Source organism: Cupriavidus sp. IDO, assembly GCF_000812465.1.
Taxonomy (GTDB): Bacteria; Pseudomonadota; Gammaproteobacteria; order Burkholderiales; family Burkholderiaceae; genus Cupriavidus.
This window is the reverse complement of the sequence record NZ_JWMA01000183.1, coordinates 70,799-89,477: the sequence shown is the minus strand read 5'-3', so window position 1 is coordinate 89,477 and position 18,679 is coordinate 70,799. Positions and strand designations below refer to the sequence as shown.

Here is an 18,679-nt window from a genome sequence, read left to right as displayed (position 1 = left end):
GTCAGGCTGCCAGAGCTTCTTTGCCCAGTCTGGCACGGACGATCCCTGCCAGGTGCTCGGCATCGCGCGCGATCCCGGAGAAGCGTCCCGATCCCCATGTGTGCAGCCACGGCAGACCGAGGAAATACAGCCCCTCATTCGCGGTGACGCCACGCACGTGCGCCGGATAACCGCGTCCGTTGAAGACCGGGACCTCGAGCCAGCTGAAGTCGGGCCGGAATCCGATACACCAGATGATGCTGCCGATGCCCGCCTGCGAGAGACCGACGGCCGTGCGCTCCCCGGCAGGCGCCCATACGGGCTCGTAGACGCTGGCCGGCGGGGCAGCAATGCCGTGCTTGTCGATGTACTTGTCGATGCTGGCGTTGATGCGGTTGTAGGTATCGTCCGCATCATCCAGGTTCGCCCGCAGGGTCGGAGCGAAGCGCAGCTCTCCGTCCCGGTAGTCCTCCAGCACGCCGTACAGCTCCATGCCTTCGGTGGCGAACCTCCGCAGGTCGATGTCGCGTCCGCCGTCACGGCCCGTCACGTAGTGATTCGTGTTGTCGCGCACGCCCTCGCGCAGCGGATGCTCCTGCACGGGCATGTCGTAGTAGGCCATGTCCGCCAGCCAGTCCACCACGTCGCGGCCGCGGTAAAAGCGCGCGCAGCGCGGCGCCTCGCCCACGGCAAGGAACACCTTGCGCCCGGCCAGGTGCAGGTCTTCGGCAATCTGCGCGCCGGACTGACCCGAGCCCACGACCAGCACGCCGCCTTCGGGCAGCGCCTGCGGGTTGCGATACTCGGAGGACTGGAGCTGCCGGATCGCTGCCGGCAACCGCTCGGCCATGCGCGGCACGATCGGCGCGTGGTAGCCGCCCGAGGCCACCACCACCTGGTCGGCGCTGAATTCGCCGTGCGTGGTGGAAACTAGATAGCCGCCCTGTTCCCGCGTCCTGACGCGCCTGACTTCCGTGTTCTCCAGCACCGGCGCGTTGACCATGCCGATGAAGCCGTCCAGATAGGCGATGATCTCGTCCTTCTTCATGAAGCCGTGCGGATCGTCGCCGCGGTAGGGGTAGCCGGGCAACGCGCACTGCCAGTTCGGCGTGACCAGGCAGAAGGCATCCCAGCGCTGGTTGCGCCAGGTGTGGGTCACGGTGTGCTTCTCGATCACCAGGTGATCGATGCCGGCCTGCTTGAGGTAGTAGCTCATGGACAGGCCAGCCTGGCCGCCGCCAACGACGACGACACTGTAGTGCTGGGGCGAGGAGCCGGCGCTTCCGGCCTGGCTGGAGATATTCGACATGGTGCGTCCTTCCTGGAAAGCTGTGGTGTACAGTGATTTGGTGAAGCCGGTGGAAACGGTGATGCCCGCGCTAATGGTCGAAGCCAAGGAAAACCACGCGCGCCTCCGGCTGTCCGTCGAAGCTGGCCGCGGCGGTCTCTATCCGTTCAAGCTGGTCCGTGGCGGACGAGCACGCGTAGCCGTACTTCGCACGCACACGATCTGAAGCGGTGCCGAGCGCCTGCCTGGCGCGTGCGAGGAACGCTTCCATGGCGTAGTCTTCCCCGGCTACGAAGTAGTCGCGAACGATCGAAGACGGCGAATAGCAGGTTTCCTCGGTCTGGTCTGGCCAGCGTATGCGGAAATGTGTGACTGGCATGGTTGCCTCTCAGGTCTCGGTGGTGACGGTTCCGCGCACCGCACCGCCGACGGCCGGGACGATGAATGCGTCGCGCGTGAAATCCCACAGCAGCGCGCTGTCGCCCTCGCCGGTGACGGTAACCCTGCGGGAATCGTCGATGACGCCGATCCCGGCACAGGCGATGTCGCGCTCACGGAAGCGCGCGGTGACGCCCGCGACGTCTTCCTCGCGCACCGCGAGCAGGAAGCCGTAGCTGGGGAAGGCGGTCAGCCAGCGCGCCAGCGCAACGCCCGGGGGCCTCGGGATGTGGTCCAGCTCGATCCTCGCGCCGACGCCCGAGCACTCCAGCAGCATCAGGGCGGTACCCAGCGTGCCGGCCATGCTGATGTCCTTGGCCGCGCGGCAGACTCCGTCCGTGGCAAGCGAAGGCAGCAGTTCCAGATCCGCGCGCAGCCGCGCGGACGGCGCTTGTGTGGCGGCATTCCAGTACGGATAGGGCTCGACGAACGCTCCTCGCAGGTCCACCGCCATCAGCAACCGGTCCCCGGGCCGGGCGGCAAAGCTGGAAAGCAGCTGGCGGGCGCGGCCGAGGATCGCCACCGCCAGCTGGCCGTTGTCGCTGCGCGCATTGCTGTGCCCGCCGACGATCGGCACGCCATAGGCGGCAGCGGCCGCCGCCATGCCCTTCAGCACCTCGGACGCCTGCGCCACGCCATCGCTCCAGATCGCGTCCACCACGGCCAGAGGGTGCCCGCCCATGGCGTAGATATCGCTGACATTCACCATGACCGCGCTGTACCCGGCGAACCACGGCATGGCCCGGATGAAATCGCTGACCATGCCCTCGATCGCGAACAGGAGATAGCCATCCTGGTCCGGGATGGCCGCGCAGTCGTCGCCGATGGCAACGGCCTGGTCCAGGTCGCGCACGCCGCCCGGCAGGCCATTGCCCAGCGATGCGAGCACGCCCGCGATATCGGTCTTGTGCCCAAAGCCGCGGCTTGCGCGCAGGCTTTCAACGAGTTCGCCCACGCTCATGGCCGGCTCCCGCCCGACGTCAAGATCCCCGCCCGCGGCGTCAGGCACGGCGGATAGTGGGCCAGGTCGGCCTGCATCAGGTGGTGCGGCCGGCCCAGCAGGGTCTCTTCTTCCAGCACGTCCCAGCGCAGGCGCCGGAACAACGGTACGTTCTGGCTCTGGACATGCGCAAGAAAACGCGTGCAACCCAGCCCGTGAGCACTGCTGACAGCCAGCCGGATCAGCGTGGCGCCGATCTTCCCGTGGTTGCGATAGGCCGGGTGGACTGCCAGGCGCGAGCCGTACCAGACGCCGGGCACGGCTTCGTGGATCCGCACCGTGCCGACGACGATATCCGCCTGGCCGGGCTCCGTCTTCACCGCCACCAGCAGTTGCGCGATGTCGTCGGTCTCGTCCCGGTCATCATCGGCGAAGATGCCCTGCTCATGGCAAAACACGGCGCGGCGCAGGCGAAAGGCCTGTTCCGCTTCCCAGTCCTGGCCGGCCCAGCGGACGCGATACTCGATGCCCGATGGCACCTCGACGCACAGATCGCTGCTCATGCCGCCACCTCTTCATAGGACGACAGCGAGGAACACGCGCCGCACTTGCCACAGCCGGCCTTGATGTCGGCCGAGCGCATGCCGGCCGCGCCGACCATGGCGCCGAGCGGCTTCAGGACGGACTGCATGAATTCCGGCGAAGGCGCGGGGTGGTCCTCCAGCGGCGTACCGGAAATCGGCACGAAGGGCACCACGAACGGGTAGACGCCAAGGTCCACCAGCTCGCGCGAGATGGCCAGGATGGACTCCGCCGTATCGCCCAGGCCGGCCAGGATATAGGTGCTGACCTGCCCCCGGCCGAACACGGCGACCGCTGCCTTGAAAGCCTCCATATAGCGGCTGACGGGCACGGCAGCCTTGCCGGGCATGATGCGCTCGCGCAGTGCCGGCGTGACCACCTCCAGGTGCATGCCGAGTGCATCGACGCCGGCCGCCTTCATGCGTTCAAACCAGCGGTCGTCATCGGGCGGCTCGCACTGCGCCTGGATGGGCAGGTTCACTGCGGCCCGGATCGCGAATGCACTTTCGCACAGGATGCCCGCGCCGCGGTCTGGCGTGGGGGGCGTGCCGGTGGTGAGCACCATGTGCTTGACGCCATCGAGCAGCACAGCGGCGCGTGCGACTTCCGCCAGCTGCTCGGGCGTCTTGCGCGCAATGGTCCGCCCTGCCGCGAGCGACTGCCCGATCGCGCAGAACTTGCAGGTCTTGCGGCGGCTCTCGTAGCGGATACAGGTCTGGAGCACCGTGGTCGCCAGCACGTCCGAGCCGTGCAGCGTGGCGATGTGCGAGTACGGCACGCCATCCAGCGTCTGCAGTGCATAGAAACGCGGCGCCCTGGGGAAGCTGATATTGGCAATGGGTATGGTGCCGCGCATCAGCGCGCTGGCGCCACTGGCGTCCGGCGCGGCCGCCACGAACGGCGAATGCCAGGCGGTGCTCGTATGCACAGGCACCATGATGGTCACGCCGTCAATGGTCACCGCCTTGTGGTCCGATGGACCCGCGCCACCCCGGCGGCTTGCCGCGCCGGCAGAGGGATCCACCAGGCGCAGTCCGACCGATTGCAGCTCAGTCATCAATTGCCGGCTCGAAGCCGGCATCCGCTCGCTGGAGTTCATGCTGGGTGCTCCCTTGGAAATTGGAGAAAGCGGCGGCCATGGGCGAGGCCGTCATCGCGGGCCGGTCATTGATGGCCAGGCTAAGCAGCTCGGGCCGCGCGTAGTGGCCGACCGAATCCATCATTCGTTTGCGCTTGGTGATGAGCGACATGTCGAGATCCGCGACGACCATGCCCTCGCCTTCGCGCAACGGCGGCACCAGGTGCTGGCCTTCGGGGGAGACGATGGCGGTGTTGCAGCCGCCGCGCAGCGCCTTCTGCAAGGCAGGGTCGGTCGTCACCGATGCAATCTGTTCGTCCGTGAGCCAGCCGGTGGCGTTCACCACGAAGCAGCCCGACTCCAGCGCATGGTGGCGGATGGTGACCTCGATCTGCTCGGCAAAGACCGGCCCGACCAGTGATCCCGGAAACTGGCTGCAGTGGATTTCCTCGTGCTGGGTCATCAGCGCGTAGCGCGCCAGCGGGTTGTAGTGTTCCCAGCAGGCCAGCGCACCGACGCGCCCGATGGCGGTGTCGGCGACCTTCAGGCCGGCGGCGTCGCCCTGGCCCCAGATCATGCGCTCGTGGAAGGTCGGCGTGATCTTGCGGCGCTTGACCGCCAGGCGCCCGTCGGTGTCGAAGATCAGCTGCGTGTTATACAGACTGCCGTGATCGCGCTCGTTGACGCCCAGCACGACCACCATGCCGTGCCGGCGCGCACGCTCGGCAACGGCATGGGTGACAGGGCCGGGCACCACCACCGCCTGTTCGTACAGGCGCATATGGTCCGTGCCGGAGTGCACAGGCGGCCGTACGAACGAGAAGTACGGGTAGTACGGCACAAAGGTTTCCGGAAACACAATCAACTGCACGCCTTCCAGCGCCGCCTTGTCGATCGCCTCGCAAACCTTGCCCAGCGTGCCGTCGGCAGTCTCCAGATCGGGGGCGATCTGCACGGCCGCCGCACGGACGATTCGCTTCTGTGACATGGTGATACCCCGCCCTTTCGCTCAGACCGTCCAGGTGTCGATGATCAGCGCGTTGGCCTGGCGGTGCAGCAGCCTCAGGTCCAGCACGTCGAGCGGGTTGATCGGGCGGATGCCCTCGATCAGCGACGCTTCGCCGTGGCCGTACAGGGCCTGCAGCGCGAAGCGGCACGCGTAGACCTTGCCGCCCTCTTCCATGAACTTGGTGAGTTGCCTGTTGAAGTTGAGGTGACCGGGGAATGCCTCGTCACCCAGCGTGGGGAAGCCGCGCTGGACGCCCAGGTTCACGCCCGGGCCGTACAACAGGATGGAGGTCGCGAAGCCTTTGCGCTGCAGGCGCGTGGCCTGCAGCATATTGACGAAGCCGATCGAGCCTTCGAAGGCTACGGTGTGGAAGGTGACGAGAGCCTTCTCGCCCGGCTCCGCCTTGACGTCCTCGAAGACCTTCTCTTCGTAGTCGACCAGGAAATCGCCCTTCTGGTGGGCCGGTTTGTTGACTGCGGGCATGCTGCGCTCCAAAAAGTGGTGGGTCAGTCGATCGTCCGATCATTCGGGCGATCGATCGGCCGTGGGGCCGACACCATGCCTGGTGCAACGCCTGTGCCAAATATTTCGCGACCGGATGCGATCAATGGGCGATCAATGCCAGACGACCTGATTGATTGCATGATTGATTTCTTACGATGTGAAATTGGCCCGCCGCACGAGCGAACCTGCGGTTCTCCCGGACACTGGCGTCATGCCGTCCGGCGACCGGCCACGGTGCAAGCAGGCGCACGGCCACGGTGCAGTGCATGCGATCACGCACCATCATCGAACCAGATCAGCAAGCAATCACATGGCACAAAGATTGCGCAGCATAGCCATGCCACCTCAGCCTGAACGAATGGAGCCCGCCTTGTCCGGTCCTGCAAGCCACTGGTCGAAACGCCTGTCCGAATGCACCAAGCCCGCCTATCTGGCGATTCCCGACCTGATCGAAGAGGACCTTGCCAGCGGCCGCCTGCAGGCGCGGGATCGCCTGCCCGCCTTGCGTGACCTGGCTGCCGCGCTGCAGCTCAATTACACGACCGTCGCGCGCGCGTACGCGGAAGCACGCAAGCGAGGGCTGATCGATGCCAAGACCGGAAGCGGCACCTTTGTGCGCGGCCGTGCTCCTTCGCTGCCATTGCGGGGAGGGACCGGCGCCGAAATGACGATGAACATGCCGCCCGAGCCGCCTGCGCTGATCGCGCGGCTGCGCGAGTCAGCCGCGCGGCTGATGGCGACATCCGATCCGTACGGGCTGCTGCGCTACCAGGACTTCGGCGGCACGCCGGCAGACCGTGCGGCCGCGGCGGAGTGGATGCGCAGGCTCGTGCCAGCCAGCCGCGCCGATACACTTCTGATCTGCCCCGGTATTCACAGCGCACTGGTGGCGCTGGTGTCCCAGCTGGCCAGGCCTGGCCAGACTATCTGTTGCGACACGCTTGCCTATCCGGGCATCAAGGCCATCACCGCGCAGCTTGGTGTGCGCCTGCAGGCGCTGCCGGGGGATGAGGAAGGTCCCTCGCCCACGGCGTTCGAGACCCTGTGCAAGACGCAGAAGCCAAGCGCGCTGTACTGTACGCCGACACTGCAGAACCCAAGCACCCGCACCATGCCGCAGGGCCGGCGCGAAATGCTGGCCGACATCGCGCTTCGCTACAGCGTGCCCGTGATCGAGGACGATGCCTACGGCATGCTGCCCCAGCGCAAACCCGACGCATTCGCCACCCTGGCACCGGAACTGACTTACTACGTGACGGGCCTGTCGAAGTGCTTTGGCGCTGGCCTGCGCATCGCCTACATCCAGGCTCCCGCCGCCCGGCTGGCCGATCGGCTGTCGGGCGCCTTGCGTGCCACGACCGTCATGGCCAGCCCGTTCACCACAATGCTGGCTACCGCCTGGCTCGGAGACGGCACTGCCGACGACATGCTGAAGTCAATCCGCGCCGAGTGCACGGCGCGCCAGGCCATCGCGAGCCATGTCCTCGCCGGAAGGCACTACGAGGCAGACCCCGAGGGCTTCCACCTCTGGCTGGCCGTGCCGCCCGAGAGCGGATGGAGCCCATCCGAATTTGCCCTGAACCTGCGCGGCAAGGGCGTCGCCGTGGTGTCGAGCTCGGCCTTCTCGACGGATGGCAATCCGCCCGATGCCATCAGGATCTGCCTTGGCGGCCCCTGCGAGCGGGATGACATCGAGGAGTCGCTGCAGATCGTCGTGGACACGATCGACCACGCCCATCATTTGCATGCACCGATGCTTTAAGAACCCATTTCATAATGAAGAAGGGGACGCGTTCAAGCCAGGCGCGGCGCAGGCTAGGCGCGGGCCGCCGGCCTTGGTCATTCCAAGGTCAAGGCCCGCAACGACGCATGCGCCGCGCCTGGCTTGAACCCGAAGGGAAGGCTGCTGCCGGGCCGCATGGCGTTGTTGCAGCCTCCTTGCGTGGAATGACCACGCGGCGTCGGCTGCGCCTAGCCCTGCAGCCCGGCAGCAGCCTTCGCGCCCCTTCTTCATTATGAAATGGGTTCTCAGGCCGCACCTGGTGTGAATGGCATGGGAAGCCGGAAGGCGGCCTGCCCGGCATGAACAGGCAGGCCGAGCAGGAGTGACCCGGCCGGGCTCAGACCACGTTGAGGACAACATCGATATTGCCGCGCGTGGCCTTGGAGTACGGGCACCGCTCGTGCGCCCCCTCGACCACTGCCTGCGCGACTTCGCGCGACAGGCCCGGCAAGCTGACGTTCAGGCGTGCCTGGAGGAAATAGGCACCGTCGTTCAGGCACAGGTCAACTTCCGCATCGACGGCAAGGTCGGCCGGCAGCGCGATCTTCATGCTGGCGGCCGCCTTTCCCATGGCGCCGATAAAGCAGGCCGACCAGCCGGCGGCGAACAACTGCTCCGGATTGGTGCCGTTGCCTGCGCTTCCGGGTGGCGAGAGCCGGATGTCCAGGCGGCCGTCGGAGCTGTGCGACGCGCCGTCGCGCCCGCCCGTGGTGTGCGTCTTGCCGGTGTACAGAACGTTGTTGAGTTGGGTCATGATGAAATCCTCGTTGTCAAGCGTGTAAAAGATGGGGCGTCAGGCGGCGGCAAGCGCCGTGTCGCTATGGCTGGCATCGGGGACGTAGCCATCGCGGTTGCTGATCCGCGCGACCGTGGCGGCCGCTTCGGCATTGCGGGCGCCATCAGTAAAGACGTCGTGTGCGCCGATACGGGCCCCGTCCGTGAAGGGGTCGCGAGCGTCGGCGCGGGCGCCGTCGGTGAACGGATCGCGTTGGGCGATACGTGCGGCGCCGCCGTGGTGGTCCGCCGGCAAGACGACAGCGGATGCTGCCTGTGCGCCGCCGACTGCGGCTGCGAGAGCCACGGCGGAGATGAGGTGGCGGGCAATGGTGGTGATGTTGATGGCTTGCATTTGGTGCTCCTGGGTAGTGGATTCGATTGCCGATACAGCGGCGCCGGCGGGTCATCTGGTCTTGCCCTGCCGCCGCGCCACGAGATGCATTTAAGCCGACCGATGTATCTGGCCCGTAGCAGGCTGGCGGCAATTCGGTGAGTCCACGTATCGCAGGGGGTGCGCGATACAAACGCATACAAAGCCGGACGTCCGGGGTAAGGGCCGGGCGGCCCTCACGGACGAAAAGTGAAGCGGGAGCGTCGACGCTGATTGCACCGCCGAGCCCCCTGAACAGGCCTATGCGGGGAGCGTAAGGATGGCCTGCAGGCCACCCTCCTTCCGATTGGAGAGCGTCAATGTGCCGCCGAGGGCCTGGGAGAGTTGCTGCGCAATCGCCAGGCCAAGGCCGGTGCCGCCCGTACCCCGGTTGCGGGAAGTCTCGAGCCGGTAGAACGGCTGCATGACCCGCTCAAGCTCCGCTTCCGGGATGCCGGGTCCACGGTCCCGTACGGCAATGGCCAGGTGCCCGTCCGCCTGCCGCGACACCGCCACGTCCACTTCGCCGCCGAACTTGATGGCGTTGTCGATGAGATTCGTCAGGATGCGGCGCAGGGCCTGCGGACGTGTCAGGATGGCAGCGCCGGCCTTGCCTTCGACAGCGATCGCATTGCCGCTGTCCAGGTAGTCGCCGGCCAGGCTGTCGAGCAAGGCATCGGGGTCCACGCGCGCCAGCGCCTCCGCGCTGCCGTGCAGCGTGCTGGCATAGGCAATGCCTTCGCGCACCAGGTGCTCCATCGCCCGAAGATCGCTGAAGAGCTTGTCCTGCGTCTCCGACGGCTCCATGAGATCCACGCGCAGCCGCATCCGGGTGATGGGCGTCTGCAAGTCATGCGAAATCGCGGCGAGGATCTGCACGCGCTCGGCAAGGTAACCCGCAATGCGCGCCTGCATGGCATTGAAGGCCGTCGCGGCATGGGCAACCTCGGCGGGTCCGCGCTCGGGGATCCGGTCGGCCTTGAGGTCCGGGCCGAGATTCTCGGCCGCCACCGCCAGTTGCTTGAGCGGCCGTGTGACCAGCCGCACGGCAATCCACGCGCACACGGCCAGCAGCGCCAGCTGGGCGCACAACAGCACGGGCAGCCATGACGACAATACATTGGGCTTCGGGCGGACGTCGATGGTGAGCGGGTTGCCGTCGTGCAGGCGCAGGTGGACCTGGAAGCGCTCGCGGTTCCCGGGCACATCGTTCGCCGTCACCGCATAGCGGTCCTGCAACGCCAGCGTGATCGTGTCGACCGCCCTGCGCGACAGCGGCGAGCGCGGCGGATCTCCGGGCGTGCCGGCATCGAGGCGATAGCTGTAGTTGTTCCGCTGCAGCCGGTCGAGCCAGGCCGCGCGCTTGTCCGCCGGCAGCATGTCCAGCATGGCGACGGAGCTGGCCACGTCGAGTTCAAGATTTCCCAGCATCGTGCGGTCCGCAACCGTCGTGCGCTCCAGCATCACGAGGCCGAAGGACAGCCCCTGCGCCAGGGCCAGGCCGATCAGCAGGATGAGCATCAGGCGCGCGAACAACGTGTGTGGCCAGGCGCGCCATGCCACTTCGGTGCGGCTCATGAGCGCGCCTCGCGCACTTCAACGCTCGCCGAGAAGACGTAGCCACCATTGCGCACGGTCTTGATGTAGCGCGGCTCGCGGGCATCGTCCCGCAGGCGCTGGCGCAGGCGGCTCACCATCAGGTCGATGGATCGCTCGAACAGCTCGGCGTCGCGCCCCTGCGTGAGGTTCAGCAGCTGGTCGCGGGACAGCACGCGCTGCGGATGGTCGACGAACACTCTCAACAGGCGATACTCCGCGCCGCTGAGGGCAACGATGACATCATCCTCGTCGAGCAGGTGCCGTGCCGTCGTATCCAGCCGCCATGGGCCGAATGCCAGCATGCTGGCCGCCTCGGTGATCTGCAGGTTCGGCGGCAGCATGCGCGTGCGCCGCAGCACCGAACGGATGCGCGCCAGCAGCTCGCGCGCGGCGAACGGCTTGATCAGGTAATCATCCGCGCCCATTTCCAGGCCCAGGATGCGGTCGGCCTCCTCGTCGCGGGCGGTGAGCATCAGCACCGGCGTGTTCCTGTGCTCGCCCGCGCGCAGGTCGCGGCACAGCGTCAGCCCGTCTTCGCCGGGCAGCATCAGGTCGAGCACGACCAGGTCGACCGAGCCCTTTTCGAGCGCCGTTCGCATTTCGCGCCCGTTCGCGGCAAGCGTGATGCGCATTCCGCTGCGCTCGAGATAGGTGGCCACCAGCTCGCGGATCTCGCGGTCGTCGTCAACGATCAGGATGTGGTCGGGTTGATTCATGGGGCGCTTTCGGTTTCGGTAATGGAGAGATCACTGATCATAGGGCGGACTCGCCTTTTCCGTGCAGGTGCCGACAGGCGCACCACGCGCGGGCCGGAAAACGCCCATCGGCAAGCTACGGACCCGCGCAGTTCATATGCAAGCGCGGACAGGATCAGGGCGACGTACAGCAGGAGAGGCTTCATCGTTGGGTCTTCCCGGGCTACCGCGCGGATTGCGCGTGACGCCATTGTGCTGCGGCCAGCGAGGCGCTTTGTATCGCTCTGTATCAGCCCCGGTGACAGACATGAAACATTGCATTTCCGCCGCTTGCCGAAACAGCGCGGATACGCGAGGGCGGTTGAATGCGGCTATCGCGTCAACCCTCGGAGACCTTCGTGATGCCAGCCACCGCCATTGAACCGCAATCGCCGCCCCCGTGCACGGGCGGCTTCGCCTGCCGCCCGGGGCCGCACACCAGGGGAATACGATCGTGATCGACCTCTTTCTCGCATTTCTTGCAGGCGTGCTGACCATCGCCTCCCCCTGCGTGCTCCCGGTATTGCCCATGCTGCTGAACGCGTCGATCGGCGAAGCCAATGGCCTGCGGCCGCTGTCGATTGCGCTGGGCTTCGTAACGGCCTTCTCGGTGCTGGGCGTCGCCTTCGGCGCCCTCTCGAGTGCTTTTGGCGATGCGCACGGCGTCATCCGCAACATCGCCATCCTGACGCTGCTGCTGTCCGGGCTGGCCCGCATCTGGCCAGCCTGGTTCGAACGGCTGATGACGCCGTTCCGGAGCCTGGCCGACCGCACGGCCGGCCTGGATGCGGGGCTGGGCAACGGCCTGGTCGGCGGCTTTGTGCTGGGCACGACACTGGGCGTGGTCTGGACGCCGTGTGCCGGGCCGGTGCTGGCATCCATTCTTGCGCTGGTCGCCAGGGCGCAGGACCTGCAGCGCGCAGGCGTCCTGCTCGCCCTGTTCGCAGCCGGCGCGGCCATCCCGATGCTGCTGATTGCCTACGGCGGGCAGTTCGCCACCACCCGCGTCCGCCAGCTCGCCCGGTATACGCACCGCCTGCAACAAGGCTTCGGCGTGCTCGTGGTCGCGACCGCCATTGCCATGTACTACCAGTACGACACGGTTGCCGTTGCCTGGGTGACCGGCCTCGTTCCCTCGATCCAACCCGGAGCCTGAATCATGAAACCCGCTATTCGCACCTTCTTCGCCGCCACTGCCCTGCTTGTCGCCACCTTCCTTGCCGGCACCGCCCTTTTCGCCACGCATGCCGCGACAGCCCCGCCGGCACCCGCCGACCATGACAAGGCACCGGAATTTGCCGGCATCGAGAAGTGGCTGAACTCGGAACCCCTCACCGTGTCCGGCCTGCGCGGCAAGGTCGTGCTGGTCGACTTCTGGACCTACAGTTGCATCAACTGTGTCCGCACGCTGCCGCACGTCAGGCAGTGGTACGACAAATACCGGGACAAGGGACTGGTGGTGGTGGGCGTGCACACCCCCGAGTATCCGTTCGAGAAATCCACGCCGAACGTACAAGCGGCGCTCAAGCGCTTCGACATCCGGTACCCGGTCGCGCAGGACAACTCATATTCCACCTGGGACGCCTACCGGAACCAGTACTGGCCCGCGCTATACCTCATCGACGCCAGCGGCAAGATCGTCTACACGCATTTTGGCGAAGGCCGGTATGAAGAAACGGAAGCGGCGATACAGAAGCTGCTTGCCGAGCGCAAGTAATGCCGTTTTCCGCGGGCGCGTTGCGGATCCGCTGGCCGATATACTTGCCGTGCACATCCGGACCTGACAGGTCCGACCCAGCGCTCGCGGAAACGGGATGCCATGAAACGTCAATTCGATGATCTCCAGCTCGGCAGCATTGAACTCTTCTGCCTGGCGGCGGAACTCAGCAGTTTTACCGCTGCCGCCGCCGCGGCGAGCGTGACGCCGGCAGCCGTCAGCCGCTCGGTGTCGCGGCTTGAAGAACGGCTGGGCGTGCGCCTGTTTGTCAGGACGACCCGGCAGATCCGCCTGACCGACGAGGGTCGCCTGTACTTCGGGCAATGCCGGGAAGCACTGGCGCAACTGGTCGACGCCGAGCGCCAGGTGAGCGGCCAGCATGGCAGCCCGGCCGGACTCCTGCGCATCAGCCTGCCCACCCCGTATGCGCACTACCGCGTGCTGCCGGTGCTGCCCGAATTCCGCAAGCGCTTCCCGGATGTAGCGGTGGAAACCCATATCAGCAACCGGAATGTCGACTTTGCCGACGATGCCTACGACCTGTCGGTACGAGGCAAGGCGCCGGACGACTCCAGCCTGATCGCCCGCAAGCTTGAAGATGCGGAACTGGTCGTCGTTGCCACGCCGGGCTACCTCGCCCGCGCGGGCACGCCGAAGACGCTCGACGACCTGCACCGGCACGAATGCATCCAGTTCGACGTCCCGAGCAGCGGGCGAAGGCTGCCCTGGACATTCAGGCTGGAAGGCGAGGATATCGATATCGCCACTACCGGAAGCTACAGCTGCTCGGAGGACATCCTGGGCTGCGCCACACTGGTGCGCATGGGCGCCGGCCTGTTCCAGACCTACCGCTTCGTGGTCGAGTCGGATCTGCGCGAAGGCACGCTGGTGGAAGTGCTGACGGAGTTCGGCGGCACATCCCGGCCCTTCGTCCTGCTTTACCCGCACGCACGCCACATGTCCCTGCGGGTGCGGGCCTTTGTCGACTACCTCGTGGAAAAGTTCGCCGGCTGAATCTGCGCGATCACGCCCAGCACTACCGCGGCGTTGGCGGGCAACTGGGTGTGCGAAAAGGCCAGGCGCGCATGACCAGCCTTCTCTCCCAGCACGGCCGCGAACAGATCGGAAGCGCCGTCGACCACCGCTGGCTGGTCGAAATTCCCTTCGGCGCTGGCCACATGCCCTTCGACGCGGACGATATGGTCGAGCCGGTCAAAGCCGCCCAGGTGGCGCCTGATCTGGGCCAGCACATTCAGCGCCGCCAGCTCTGCCGCTTGCTTGCCTTCCCGCACCGTCAGCGCTTCGCCGACGCGCCCCTGAAACACCACGCGCCCGTCCTGCAGCGGCAGCTGCCCCGAGATGAAGAGCATGTTGCCGGCCTCGCTGGTCGCGGTGTAGCTGCCCAGCGGGTCTGGCGGCGACGGCAGCGTCAGGCCTAGTTCTGCGAGTCTTGATTCAATGGTCATTTCCGGTTCCTGAATTCGTGGATGGCTGCACATGTGCGTGGATCGGGCCGCGGTGCCGCGCTTGCCCTGGGTGGAACTATACGAACCGCGCCTCGAGCCACAAACCGTCCGTGCAGAACATCTGTTGATACACAGAGGAATAACCACGGGTCCTGCCGCCACGTTGCCGGGACAATTTTCATCTCAGAATCAAATACTTACGGAATATCCCCTGATGGGAATCAGGCAGCCGGCCTCTTTTCTCAGGCTTCCTGAGGCGCCCTGACAAGCATTACCGGCACCGTGCACTGGCGTACAAGCCCTTCGGCCACGCTGCCCATCAGCAGCCGGCTAACCCCCCGACGTCCGTGGGTGCCGACCACAACGACTTGAGCGTGGCTGGCTTCGACGGCTTGCCGAATCTGGTTCGCGACGTCACCGAGCGCCAGGATCTCGTCCACCAAGACGACGTGGCAGCGCACATTCCCGGCTTCGGCCTTCGCCTGTGCCGCCGCCAGCAGTTCCTGCGCCCTCCTGACCAGGCCTGCTCGCACTTCCACCAGTTCATAACCACTGTCAATGACGTGAACGATTTCCAGCTCCGCACCGCAGGCCCCGGCTATCCCGATTGCCTCGTCCAGGGCCCGATCGCCGCATTGGCTCCCATCGATCGCCACCAGCATCTTCGTGTACATGCGCCATCTCCTTCAGCGTAACCGTGTTGTTCAACGTGCAGCCTGGCGGCTCGCCAGCCGCAACCCTGCACCAGGAAGCCAGCCCGTACGGCGTAAGTCGCTTCGTCAGCTGGACGATCTCCGAAATGCGTCGTCGCAATGCCTTCCTCAACACTAGGTCACCACGCGAACTTGGACTTGTTGTCCATCAAGACCTGGCTCCGGTGGCATGGCAAGGGAGATATCCATGCAGCGGCGATTCAATCCCCCTAATGTTGCATTTTGAGTTGTTATTTTGCATTTTGTGTAATACTATCCAGCACGAGCTGACCAATCCCACACAAGGTGCACCATGGCCCCACCCCTCCCCGCCCACTCCCGCGCCATCATCATCGGCGGCGGCATCATCGGCTGCAGCGTCGCCTATCACCTGACCAAACTGGGTTGGAAGGATGTGGTGCTGCTTGAGCAAGGGCAGCTCTCTTGCGGCACCACCTGGCATGCCGCCGGGCTGGTCGGACAGCTGCGCTCGCAAGAGAGCATGACAAAGCTGATCCGCTACTCGACCAAGCTCTACAGCGAGCTGGAAGCCGAGACCGGGCTCGGCACCGGGTGGAAGCAATGCGGCTCGCTGTCGGTGGCGCGCACCACCGAGCGGATGACGCAGCTGCGGCGCACCGCTGCCGTTGCCCGCGCCTACGGCGTGGAGTGCGAGGTCATCTCGCCTGCGCAGGCGGGCGAGCTCTGGCCGGTGATGCGTACCGACGACCTGCATGGCGCGGTCTGGCTGCCGGGTGACGGCAAGGCCAATCCCACCGATCTCACGCAGGCGCTGGCGCGGGGCGCGCGCTCGCGCGGCGCCGTCATCGCGCAGGACACCAAGGTCACCGCGATCCACAGCCGCGACGGCCGCGCCACGGGCGTGAGCTGGCGCAACAAGGCCGGCGAGGAAGGCCGCATCGAGGCCGAGATCGTGGTCAATTGCGCCGGGCAGTGGGCGCGCAAGGTCGGGCAGATGTGCGGCGTGACCGTGCCGCTGCATTCGGCCGAGCACTACTACATCGTCACCGAGCGCATTGCCGGCGTTCACCCGGACCTGCCGGTGATGCGCGATCCTGACGACTTTATCTACTTCAAGGAGGAAGTCGGCGGGCTGGTGATGGGCGGCTTCGAGCCCGATGCCAAGCCGTGGGGCATGCAGGGCATTCCCGAGCCATTCGAATTCCAGCTGCTGCCCGACGACTGGGACCAGTTCCAGATCCTGATGGAGAACGCGCTGCTGCGCGTGCCGGCGCTGGAGAGCGCGCAGGTGAAGCAGTTCTACAACGGGCCGGAATCGTTCACGCCGGACAACAACTTCATCCTTGGCGAGGCGCCCGAGCTGCGCAATTTCTACGTGGGCGCGGGCTTCAACTCGATGGGCATTGCATCGGCCGGCGGCGCCGGCATGGCGCTGGCGGAATGGATCGTGGCGGGCGAGCCGACCATGGACCTGTGGCCGGTGGATATCCGCCGCTTTGCCGGCTTCAACGGCAATGAGAGCTGGCTGCACGACCGCGTGAAGGAAACGCTCGGCCTGCACTACGCCATGCCGTGGCCCAACCGCGAGCTGGATACGGCACGGCCGTTCCGCCGCTCGCCGCTCTATGCGCACCTGCAGGCGGCCGGCGCCAATTTCGGCAGCAAGATGGGCTGGGAGCGGCCGAACTTCTTCGCGCCACCGGGTGAATCGCCGGAGATCCGCTACTCGTTCGGGCAGCAGAACTGGCTGCCGTGGAGCGGCGCCGAACACCGTGCCTGCCGCGAAGGCGTGGCACTGTTCGATATGAGCTCGTTCTCCAAGTACATCGTCAAGGGCGCCGATGCAGAAGACGTCCTGCAGCACATCATGAGCAATGATGTGGCCGTGCCGCCGGGGCAGACCGTGTACACGGCCATGCTCAACGAGCGCGGCGCCTATGAATCGGACCTGACGGTGACGCGGCTGGCCCATGACCAGTACCTGCTGGTGACCGGCTCCGCGCAGACCACGCGCGACTTCAACTACATCGAGCGGCTGATCCCGGCCGACAAGCGCTGCGTGATCGTCGACGTCACCGGGCAGTATGCCGTGCTGGCCGTAATGGGCCCGCGCTCGCGCGAGCTGCTGCAGAGCGTGTCGCGCGCCGATTTCTCGAATGCGGCTTTTCCGTTCGGCACCTCGCGCGAGATCGACCTCGGCTACGCCACGGTGCGAGCCACGCGGCTCACCTATGTGGGCGAGCTAGGGTGGGAACTCTATGTGCCGATGGAGTTTGCCGTGGGCGTCTATGAAACGCTGCACGAAGCCGGCAGCAGCTTCGGCCTGGTCAACGCCGGCTACTATGCCATCGAGTCGCTGCGCATCGAGAAGGGCTACCGCGCCTGGAGCCGCGAGCTGACCACCGACATCAATCCGTTCGAGGCCGGCCTCTCCTTCGCCTGCAAGCTGAACCAGGACATTCCGTTCCGCGGACGCGAAGCCTTGCTGAAGCTGCGCGCGGCCGGTGGCGCGGCGAAGGTTGCGCGGCGCATTGTGGTGGTGACGCTGGACGGGGCGCGCGATGCCATGCTCTGGGGAGGGGAAGCCATCCTGCGCACGGGCGACGACGGCGCGACACGGCCGGCCGGCTTCGTGACCTCGGCCGCCTTCGGCCACACCCTCGGCTGCCCGGTCGGCATGGGGCTGCTGGCGCGCGATGGCGGCACGGCCGATGCGGCCTGGATCGAGGGCGGGCGTTACCACGTGGATCTGGCAGGGGAACTGCTGCCTGCCCGCGTCCACCTGCGCGCGCCGTACGATCCGGCCAGCGAACGGACCAAGGCCTGAACCACGGAGCCGCCATGTCACCAGTCCAGACCGAAGCCGCCAGCTACATCCTCACGCTGTCCTGCCCTGACCGGCCGGGCATCGTCCATGCCGTGTCCGCGCTGCTGGCGGATGCGGGTGGCAACATCGTCGATTCCGCCCAGTTCGGCGACCGCGCCAGCACGCGCTTCTTCATGCGGGTGCACTTCCAGCGCCCGCTGCCCGAGGGCCAGGGCGCGGAAGATGCGCTCATGGCGTTGCGCGCAGCGTTTGCGCGGGTCGGCGTGGAGCATGAGATGGACTGGTCGCTGCACGACGCCTCGCTCAAACCTCGCGTGATGCTGATGGTGTCGAAGATCGGCCACTGCCTGAACGACCTGCTGTTCCGCTACCGCACCGGCCAGCTCCCCATCGAGATCCCGGCCATCGTCTCGAACCACAAGGACTTCTACCAGCTCGCGGCAAGCTACGACATCCCGTTCCACCACCTGCCCCTGCTCAATGCCACGCCGCAGGCCAAGGCCGCGCAGGAGGCACGCCTGTGGGACCTGGTCTGCGACTACCGCATCGACCTCGTCGTGCTGGCGCGCTATATGCAGGTCCTGTCCGACGACCTGTGCCGCCGGCTGGAAGGGCGTGCCATCAATATCCATCACTCGTTCCTGCCCAGCTTCAAGGGCGCCCGCCCCTACGCGCAGGCCTACGAGCGCGGGGTCAAGCTGATCGGCGCCACGGCGCACTATGTGACGGGCGACCTCGACGAAGGCCCCATCATCGAGCAGGAAGTCGCGCGCGTAGACCACGCCATGGACGCCGCCCAGCTCACCGCCATCGGTCGCGATGTGGAATGCGTGGCGCTGGCACGGGCGGTGAAATGGCATGCCGAACACCGTGTGCTGCGCAACGGCGGCAGGACGCTGGTGTTTCGGTGAGCG

At 66.3% G+C, this 18,679-nt stretch carries 19 protein-coding genes; 6 read left to right on the top strand and 13 right to left on the bottom strand.

What is annotated here, in order from left to right; all coding sequences use genetic code 11:
* Window position 1 precedes the first annotated feature (1 nt).
* The 7 genes from RM96_RS33445 to RM96_RS33415 form a co-directional block, all read right to left on the bottom strand.
* The gene (locus RM96_RS33445; protein ID WP_039016042.1) at window positions 2–1,288 is read right to left on the bottom strand and encodes an MSMEG_0569 family flavin-dependent oxidoreductase; all 1,287 of its coding nucleotides are present in this window, start codon (window positions 1,286–1,288) and stop codon (window positions 2–4) included.
* 70 nt (window positions 1,289–1,358) lie between these two features.
* Window positions 1,359–1,646 carry an MSMEG_0570 family nitrogen starvation response protein gene (locus tag RM96_RS33440; RefSeq protein WP_039016041.1) on the bottom strand — a complete coding sequence of 96 codons (288 nt, stop codon included), beginning with the start codon at window positions 1,644–1,646 and terminating at the stop codon, window positions 1,359–1,361.
* Window positions 1,647–1,655: 9 nt separating this feature from the next.
* Window positions 1,656–2,666 (bottom strand): sll0787 family AIR synthase-like protein, encoded by a 1,011-nt coding sequence (locus RM96_RS33435; protein WP_039016040.1) that lies wholly within the window; start codon window positions 2,664–2,666, stop codon window positions 1,656–1,658.
* The gene (locus tag RM96_RS33430; RefSeq protein WP_052279901.1) at window positions 2,663–3,208 is read right to left on the bottom strand and encodes an MSMEG_0567/Sll0786 family nitrogen starvation N-acetyltransferase; all 546 of its coding nucleotides are present in this window, start codon (window positions 3,206–3,208) and stop codon (window positions 2,663–2,665) included. The genes RM96_RS33435 and RM96_RS33430 overlap by 4 nt, the downstream gene beginning before the upstream one ends.
* Window positions 3,205–4,326 carry an MSMEG_0568 family radical SAM protein gene (locus tag RM96_RS33425; RefSeq protein ID WP_063926032.1) on the bottom strand — a complete coding sequence of 374 codons (1,122 nt, stop codon included), beginning with the start codon at window positions 4,324–4,326 and terminating at the stop codon, window positions 3,205–3,207. The genes RM96_RS33430 and RM96_RS33425 overlap by 4 nt, the downstream gene beginning before the upstream one ends.
* Window positions 4,277–5,293 carry a Nit6803 family nitrilase gene (locus tag RM96_RS33420; RefSeq protein WP_039016038.1) on the bottom strand — a complete coding sequence of 339 codons (1,017 nt, stop codon included), beginning with the start codon at window positions 5,291–5,293 and terminating at the stop codon, window positions 4,277–4,279. The genes RM96_RS33425 and RM96_RS33420 overlap by 50 nt, the downstream gene beginning before the upstream one ends.
* 21 nt (window positions 5,294–5,314) lie before the next feature.
* Window positions 5,315–5,797 (bottom strand): MSMEG_0572/Sll0783 family nitrogen starvation response protein, encoded by a 483-nt coding sequence (locus RM96_RS33415; protein ID WP_039016037.1) that lies wholly within the window; start codon window positions 5,795–5,797, stop codon window positions 5,315–5,317.
* A 391-nt stretch (window positions 5,798–6,188) separates the two neighbouring features.
* On the opposite strand from RM96_RS33415, the gene RM96_RS33410 reads away from it, so the two are divergent.
* A complete protein-coding gene (locus RM96_RS33410; RefSeq protein WP_039016036.1) occupies window positions 6,189–7,580 on the top strand; it encodes an aminotransferase-like domain-containing protein in 1,392 nt (463 codons plus the stop codon).
* Window positions 7,581–7,938: 358 nt separating this feature from the next.
* Here RM96_RS33410 and RM96_RS33405 read toward each other — a convergent pair whose 3' ends face one another.
* The 4 genes from RM96_RS33405 to RM96_RS33390 form a co-directional block, all read right to left on the bottom strand.
* Complete coding sequence (locus RM96_RS33405; protein WP_039016035.1) at window positions 7,939–8,355, bottom strand: organic hydroperoxide resistance protein; 417 nt, start codon at window positions 8,353–8,355, stop codon at window positions 7,939–7,941.
* 39 nt (window positions 8,356–8,394) lie between these two features.
* A complete protein-coding gene (locus RM96_RS39630) occupies window positions 8,395–8,730 on the bottom strand; it encodes a hypothetical protein (protein ID WP_052279900.1) in 336 nt (111 codons plus the stop codon).
* A gap of 279 nt (window positions 8,731–9,009) precedes the next feature.
* Complete coding sequence (locus tag RM96_RS33395; protein WP_039016034.1) at window positions 9,010–10,326, bottom strand: ATP-binding protein; 1,317 nt, start codon at window positions 10,324–10,326, stop codon at window positions 9,010–9,012.
* The gene (locus RM96_RS33390) at window positions 10,323–11,063 is read right to left on the bottom strand and encodes a response regulator (RefSeq protein WP_039016033.1); all 741 of its coding nucleotides are present in this window, start codon (window positions 11,061–11,063) and stop codon (window positions 10,323–10,325) included. The genes RM96_RS33395 and RM96_RS33390 overlap by 4 nt, the downstream gene beginning before the upstream one ends.
* A 472-nt stretch (window positions 11,064–11,535) precedes the next feature.
* Between RM96_RS33390 and RM96_RS33385 the strand changes: the two genes are divergently transcribed.
* From RM96_RS33385 to RM96_RS33375, 3 genes are all read left to right on the top strand, one after another.
* The gene (locus tag RM96_RS33385; RefSeq protein WP_039016032.1) at window positions 11,536–12,237 is read left to right on the top strand and encodes a cytochrome c biogenesis CcdA family protein; all 702 of its coding nucleotides are present in this window, start codon (window positions 11,536–11,538) and stop codon (window positions 12,235–12,237) included.
* Between the two features lie 3 nt (window positions 12,238–12,240).
* Window positions 12,241–12,798 carry a thioredoxin family protein gene (locus RM96_RS33380; protein WP_039016031.1) on the top strand — a complete coding sequence of 186 codons (558 nt, stop codon included), beginning with the start codon at window positions 12,241–12,243 and terminating at the stop codon, window positions 12,796–12,798.
* 102 nt (window positions 12,799–12,900) lie between these two features.
* The gene (locus RM96_RS33375) at window positions 12,901–13,812 is read left to right on the top strand and encodes a LysR family transcriptional regulator (RefSeq protein WP_039016030.1); all 912 of its coding nucleotides are present in this window, start codon (window positions 12,901–12,903) and stop codon (window positions 13,810–13,812) included.
* On the opposite strand, the gene RM96_RS33370 is transcribed toward RM96_RS33375, so the two are convergent.
* Together RM96_RS33370 and RM96_RS33365 are read right to left on the bottom strand one after the other, a co-directional pair.
* Window positions 13,785–14,264 carry a RidA family protein gene (locus RM96_RS33370; protein WP_039016029.1) on the bottom strand — a complete coding sequence of 160 codons (480 nt, stop codon included), beginning with the start codon at window positions 14,262–14,264 and terminating at the stop codon, window positions 13,785–13,787. The two genes, RM96_RS33375 and RM96_RS33370, sit on opposite strands and share 28 nt — an antisense overlap.
* Before the next feature lie 242 nt (window positions 14,265–14,506).
* Window positions 14,507–14,938 carry a universal stress protein gene (locus RM96_RS33365; RefSeq protein ID WP_039016028.1) on the bottom strand — a complete coding sequence of 144 codons (432 nt, stop codon included), beginning with the start codon at window positions 14,936–14,938 and terminating at the stop codon, window positions 14,507–14,509.
* A gap of 331 nt (window positions 14,939–15,269) precedes the next feature.
* On the opposite strand from RM96_RS33365, the gene RM96_RS33360 reads away from it, so the two are divergent.
* Window positions 15,270–17,765, top strand: coding sequence for a GcvT family protein (locus RM96_RS33360; protein ID WP_039016027.1), 2,496 nt, complete (start codon window positions 15,270–15,272; stop codon window positions 17,763–17,765).
* 14 nt (window positions 17,766–17,779) lie between these two features.
* Complete coding sequence (gene purU / locus RM96_RS33355) at window positions 17,780–18,676, top strand: formyltetrahydrofolate deformylase (protein WP_039016026.1); 897 nt, start codon at window positions 17,780–17,782, stop codon at window positions 18,674–18,676.
* Window positions 18,677–18,679 lie beyond the last annotated feature (3 nt).

Excerpts from the sequence above, each read along its gene's own strand:
- RM96_RS33390 (WP_039016033.1), bottom strand. The coding sequence starts at position 11,063 with ATGAATCAACCCGACCACATCCTGATCGTTGACGACGACCGCGAGATC.
- RM96_RS33430 (WP_052279901.1), bottom strand. The coding sequence starts at position 3,208 with ATGAGCAGCGATCTGTGCGTCGAGGTGCCATCGGGCATCGAGTATCGC.
- RM96_RS33435 (WP_039016040.1), bottom strand. The coding sequence starts at position 2,666 with ATGAGCGTGGGCGAACTCGTTGAAAGCCTGCGCGCAAGCCGCGGCTTT.
- RM96_RS33380 (WP_039016031.1), top strand. The coding sequence starts at position 12,241 with ATGAAACCCGCTATTCGCACCTTCTTCGCCGCCACTGCCCTGCTTGTC.
- RM96_RS33425 (WP_063926032.1), bottom strand. The coding sequence starts at position 4,326 with ATGAACTCCAGCGAGCGGATGCCGGCTTCGAGCCGGCAATTGATGACT.
- RM96_RS33375 (WP_039016030.1), top strand. The coding sequence starts at position 12,901 with ATGAAACGTCAATTCGATGATCTCCAGCTCGGCAGCATTGAACTCTTC.
- RM96_RS33370 (WP_039016029.1), bottom strand. The coding sequence starts at position 14,264 with ATGACCATTGAATCAAGACTCGCAGAACTAGGCCTGACGCTGCCGTCG.
- RM96_RS33395 (WP_039016034.1), bottom strand. The coding sequence starts at position 10,326 with ATGAGCCGCACCGAAGTGGCATGGCGCGCCTGGCCACACACGTTGTTC.
- RM96_RS33405 (WP_039016035.1), bottom strand. The coding sequence starts at position 8,355 with ATGACCCAACTCAACAACGTTCTGTACACCGGCAAGACGCACACCACG.
- RM96_RS33420 (WP_039016038.1), bottom strand. The coding sequence starts at position 5,293 with ATGTCACAGAAGCGAATCGTCCGTGCGGCGGCCGTGCAGATCGCCCCC.
- RM96_RS39630 (WP_052279900.1), bottom strand. The coding sequence starts at position 8,730 with ATGCAAGCCATCAACATCACCACCATTGCCCGCCACCTCATCTCCGCC.
- RM96_RS33415 (WP_039016037.1), bottom strand. The coding sequence starts at position 5,797 with ATGCCCGCAGTCAACAAACCGGCCCACCAGAAGGGCGATTTCCTGGTC.
- RM96_RS33365 (WP_039016028.1), bottom strand. The coding sequence starts at position 14,938 with ATGTACACGAAGATGCTGGTGGCGATCGATGGGAGCCAATGCGGCGAT.
- purU (WP_039016026.1), top strand. The coding sequence starts at position 17,780 with ATGTCACCAGTCCAGACCGAAGCCGCCAGCTACATCCTCACGCTGTCC.
- RM96_RS33445 (WP_039016042.1), bottom strand. The coding sequence starts at position 1,288 with ATGTCGAATATCTCCAGCCAGGCCGGAAGCGCCGGCTCCTCGCCCCAG.
- RM96_RS33360 (WP_039016027.1), top strand. The coding sequence starts at position 15,270 with ATGGCCCCACCCCTCCCCGCCCACTCCCGCGCCATCATCATCGGCGGC.
- RM96_RS33440 (WP_039016041.1), bottom strand. The coding sequence starts at position 1,646 with ATGCCAGTCACACATTTCCGCATACGCTGGCCAGACCAGACCGAGGAA.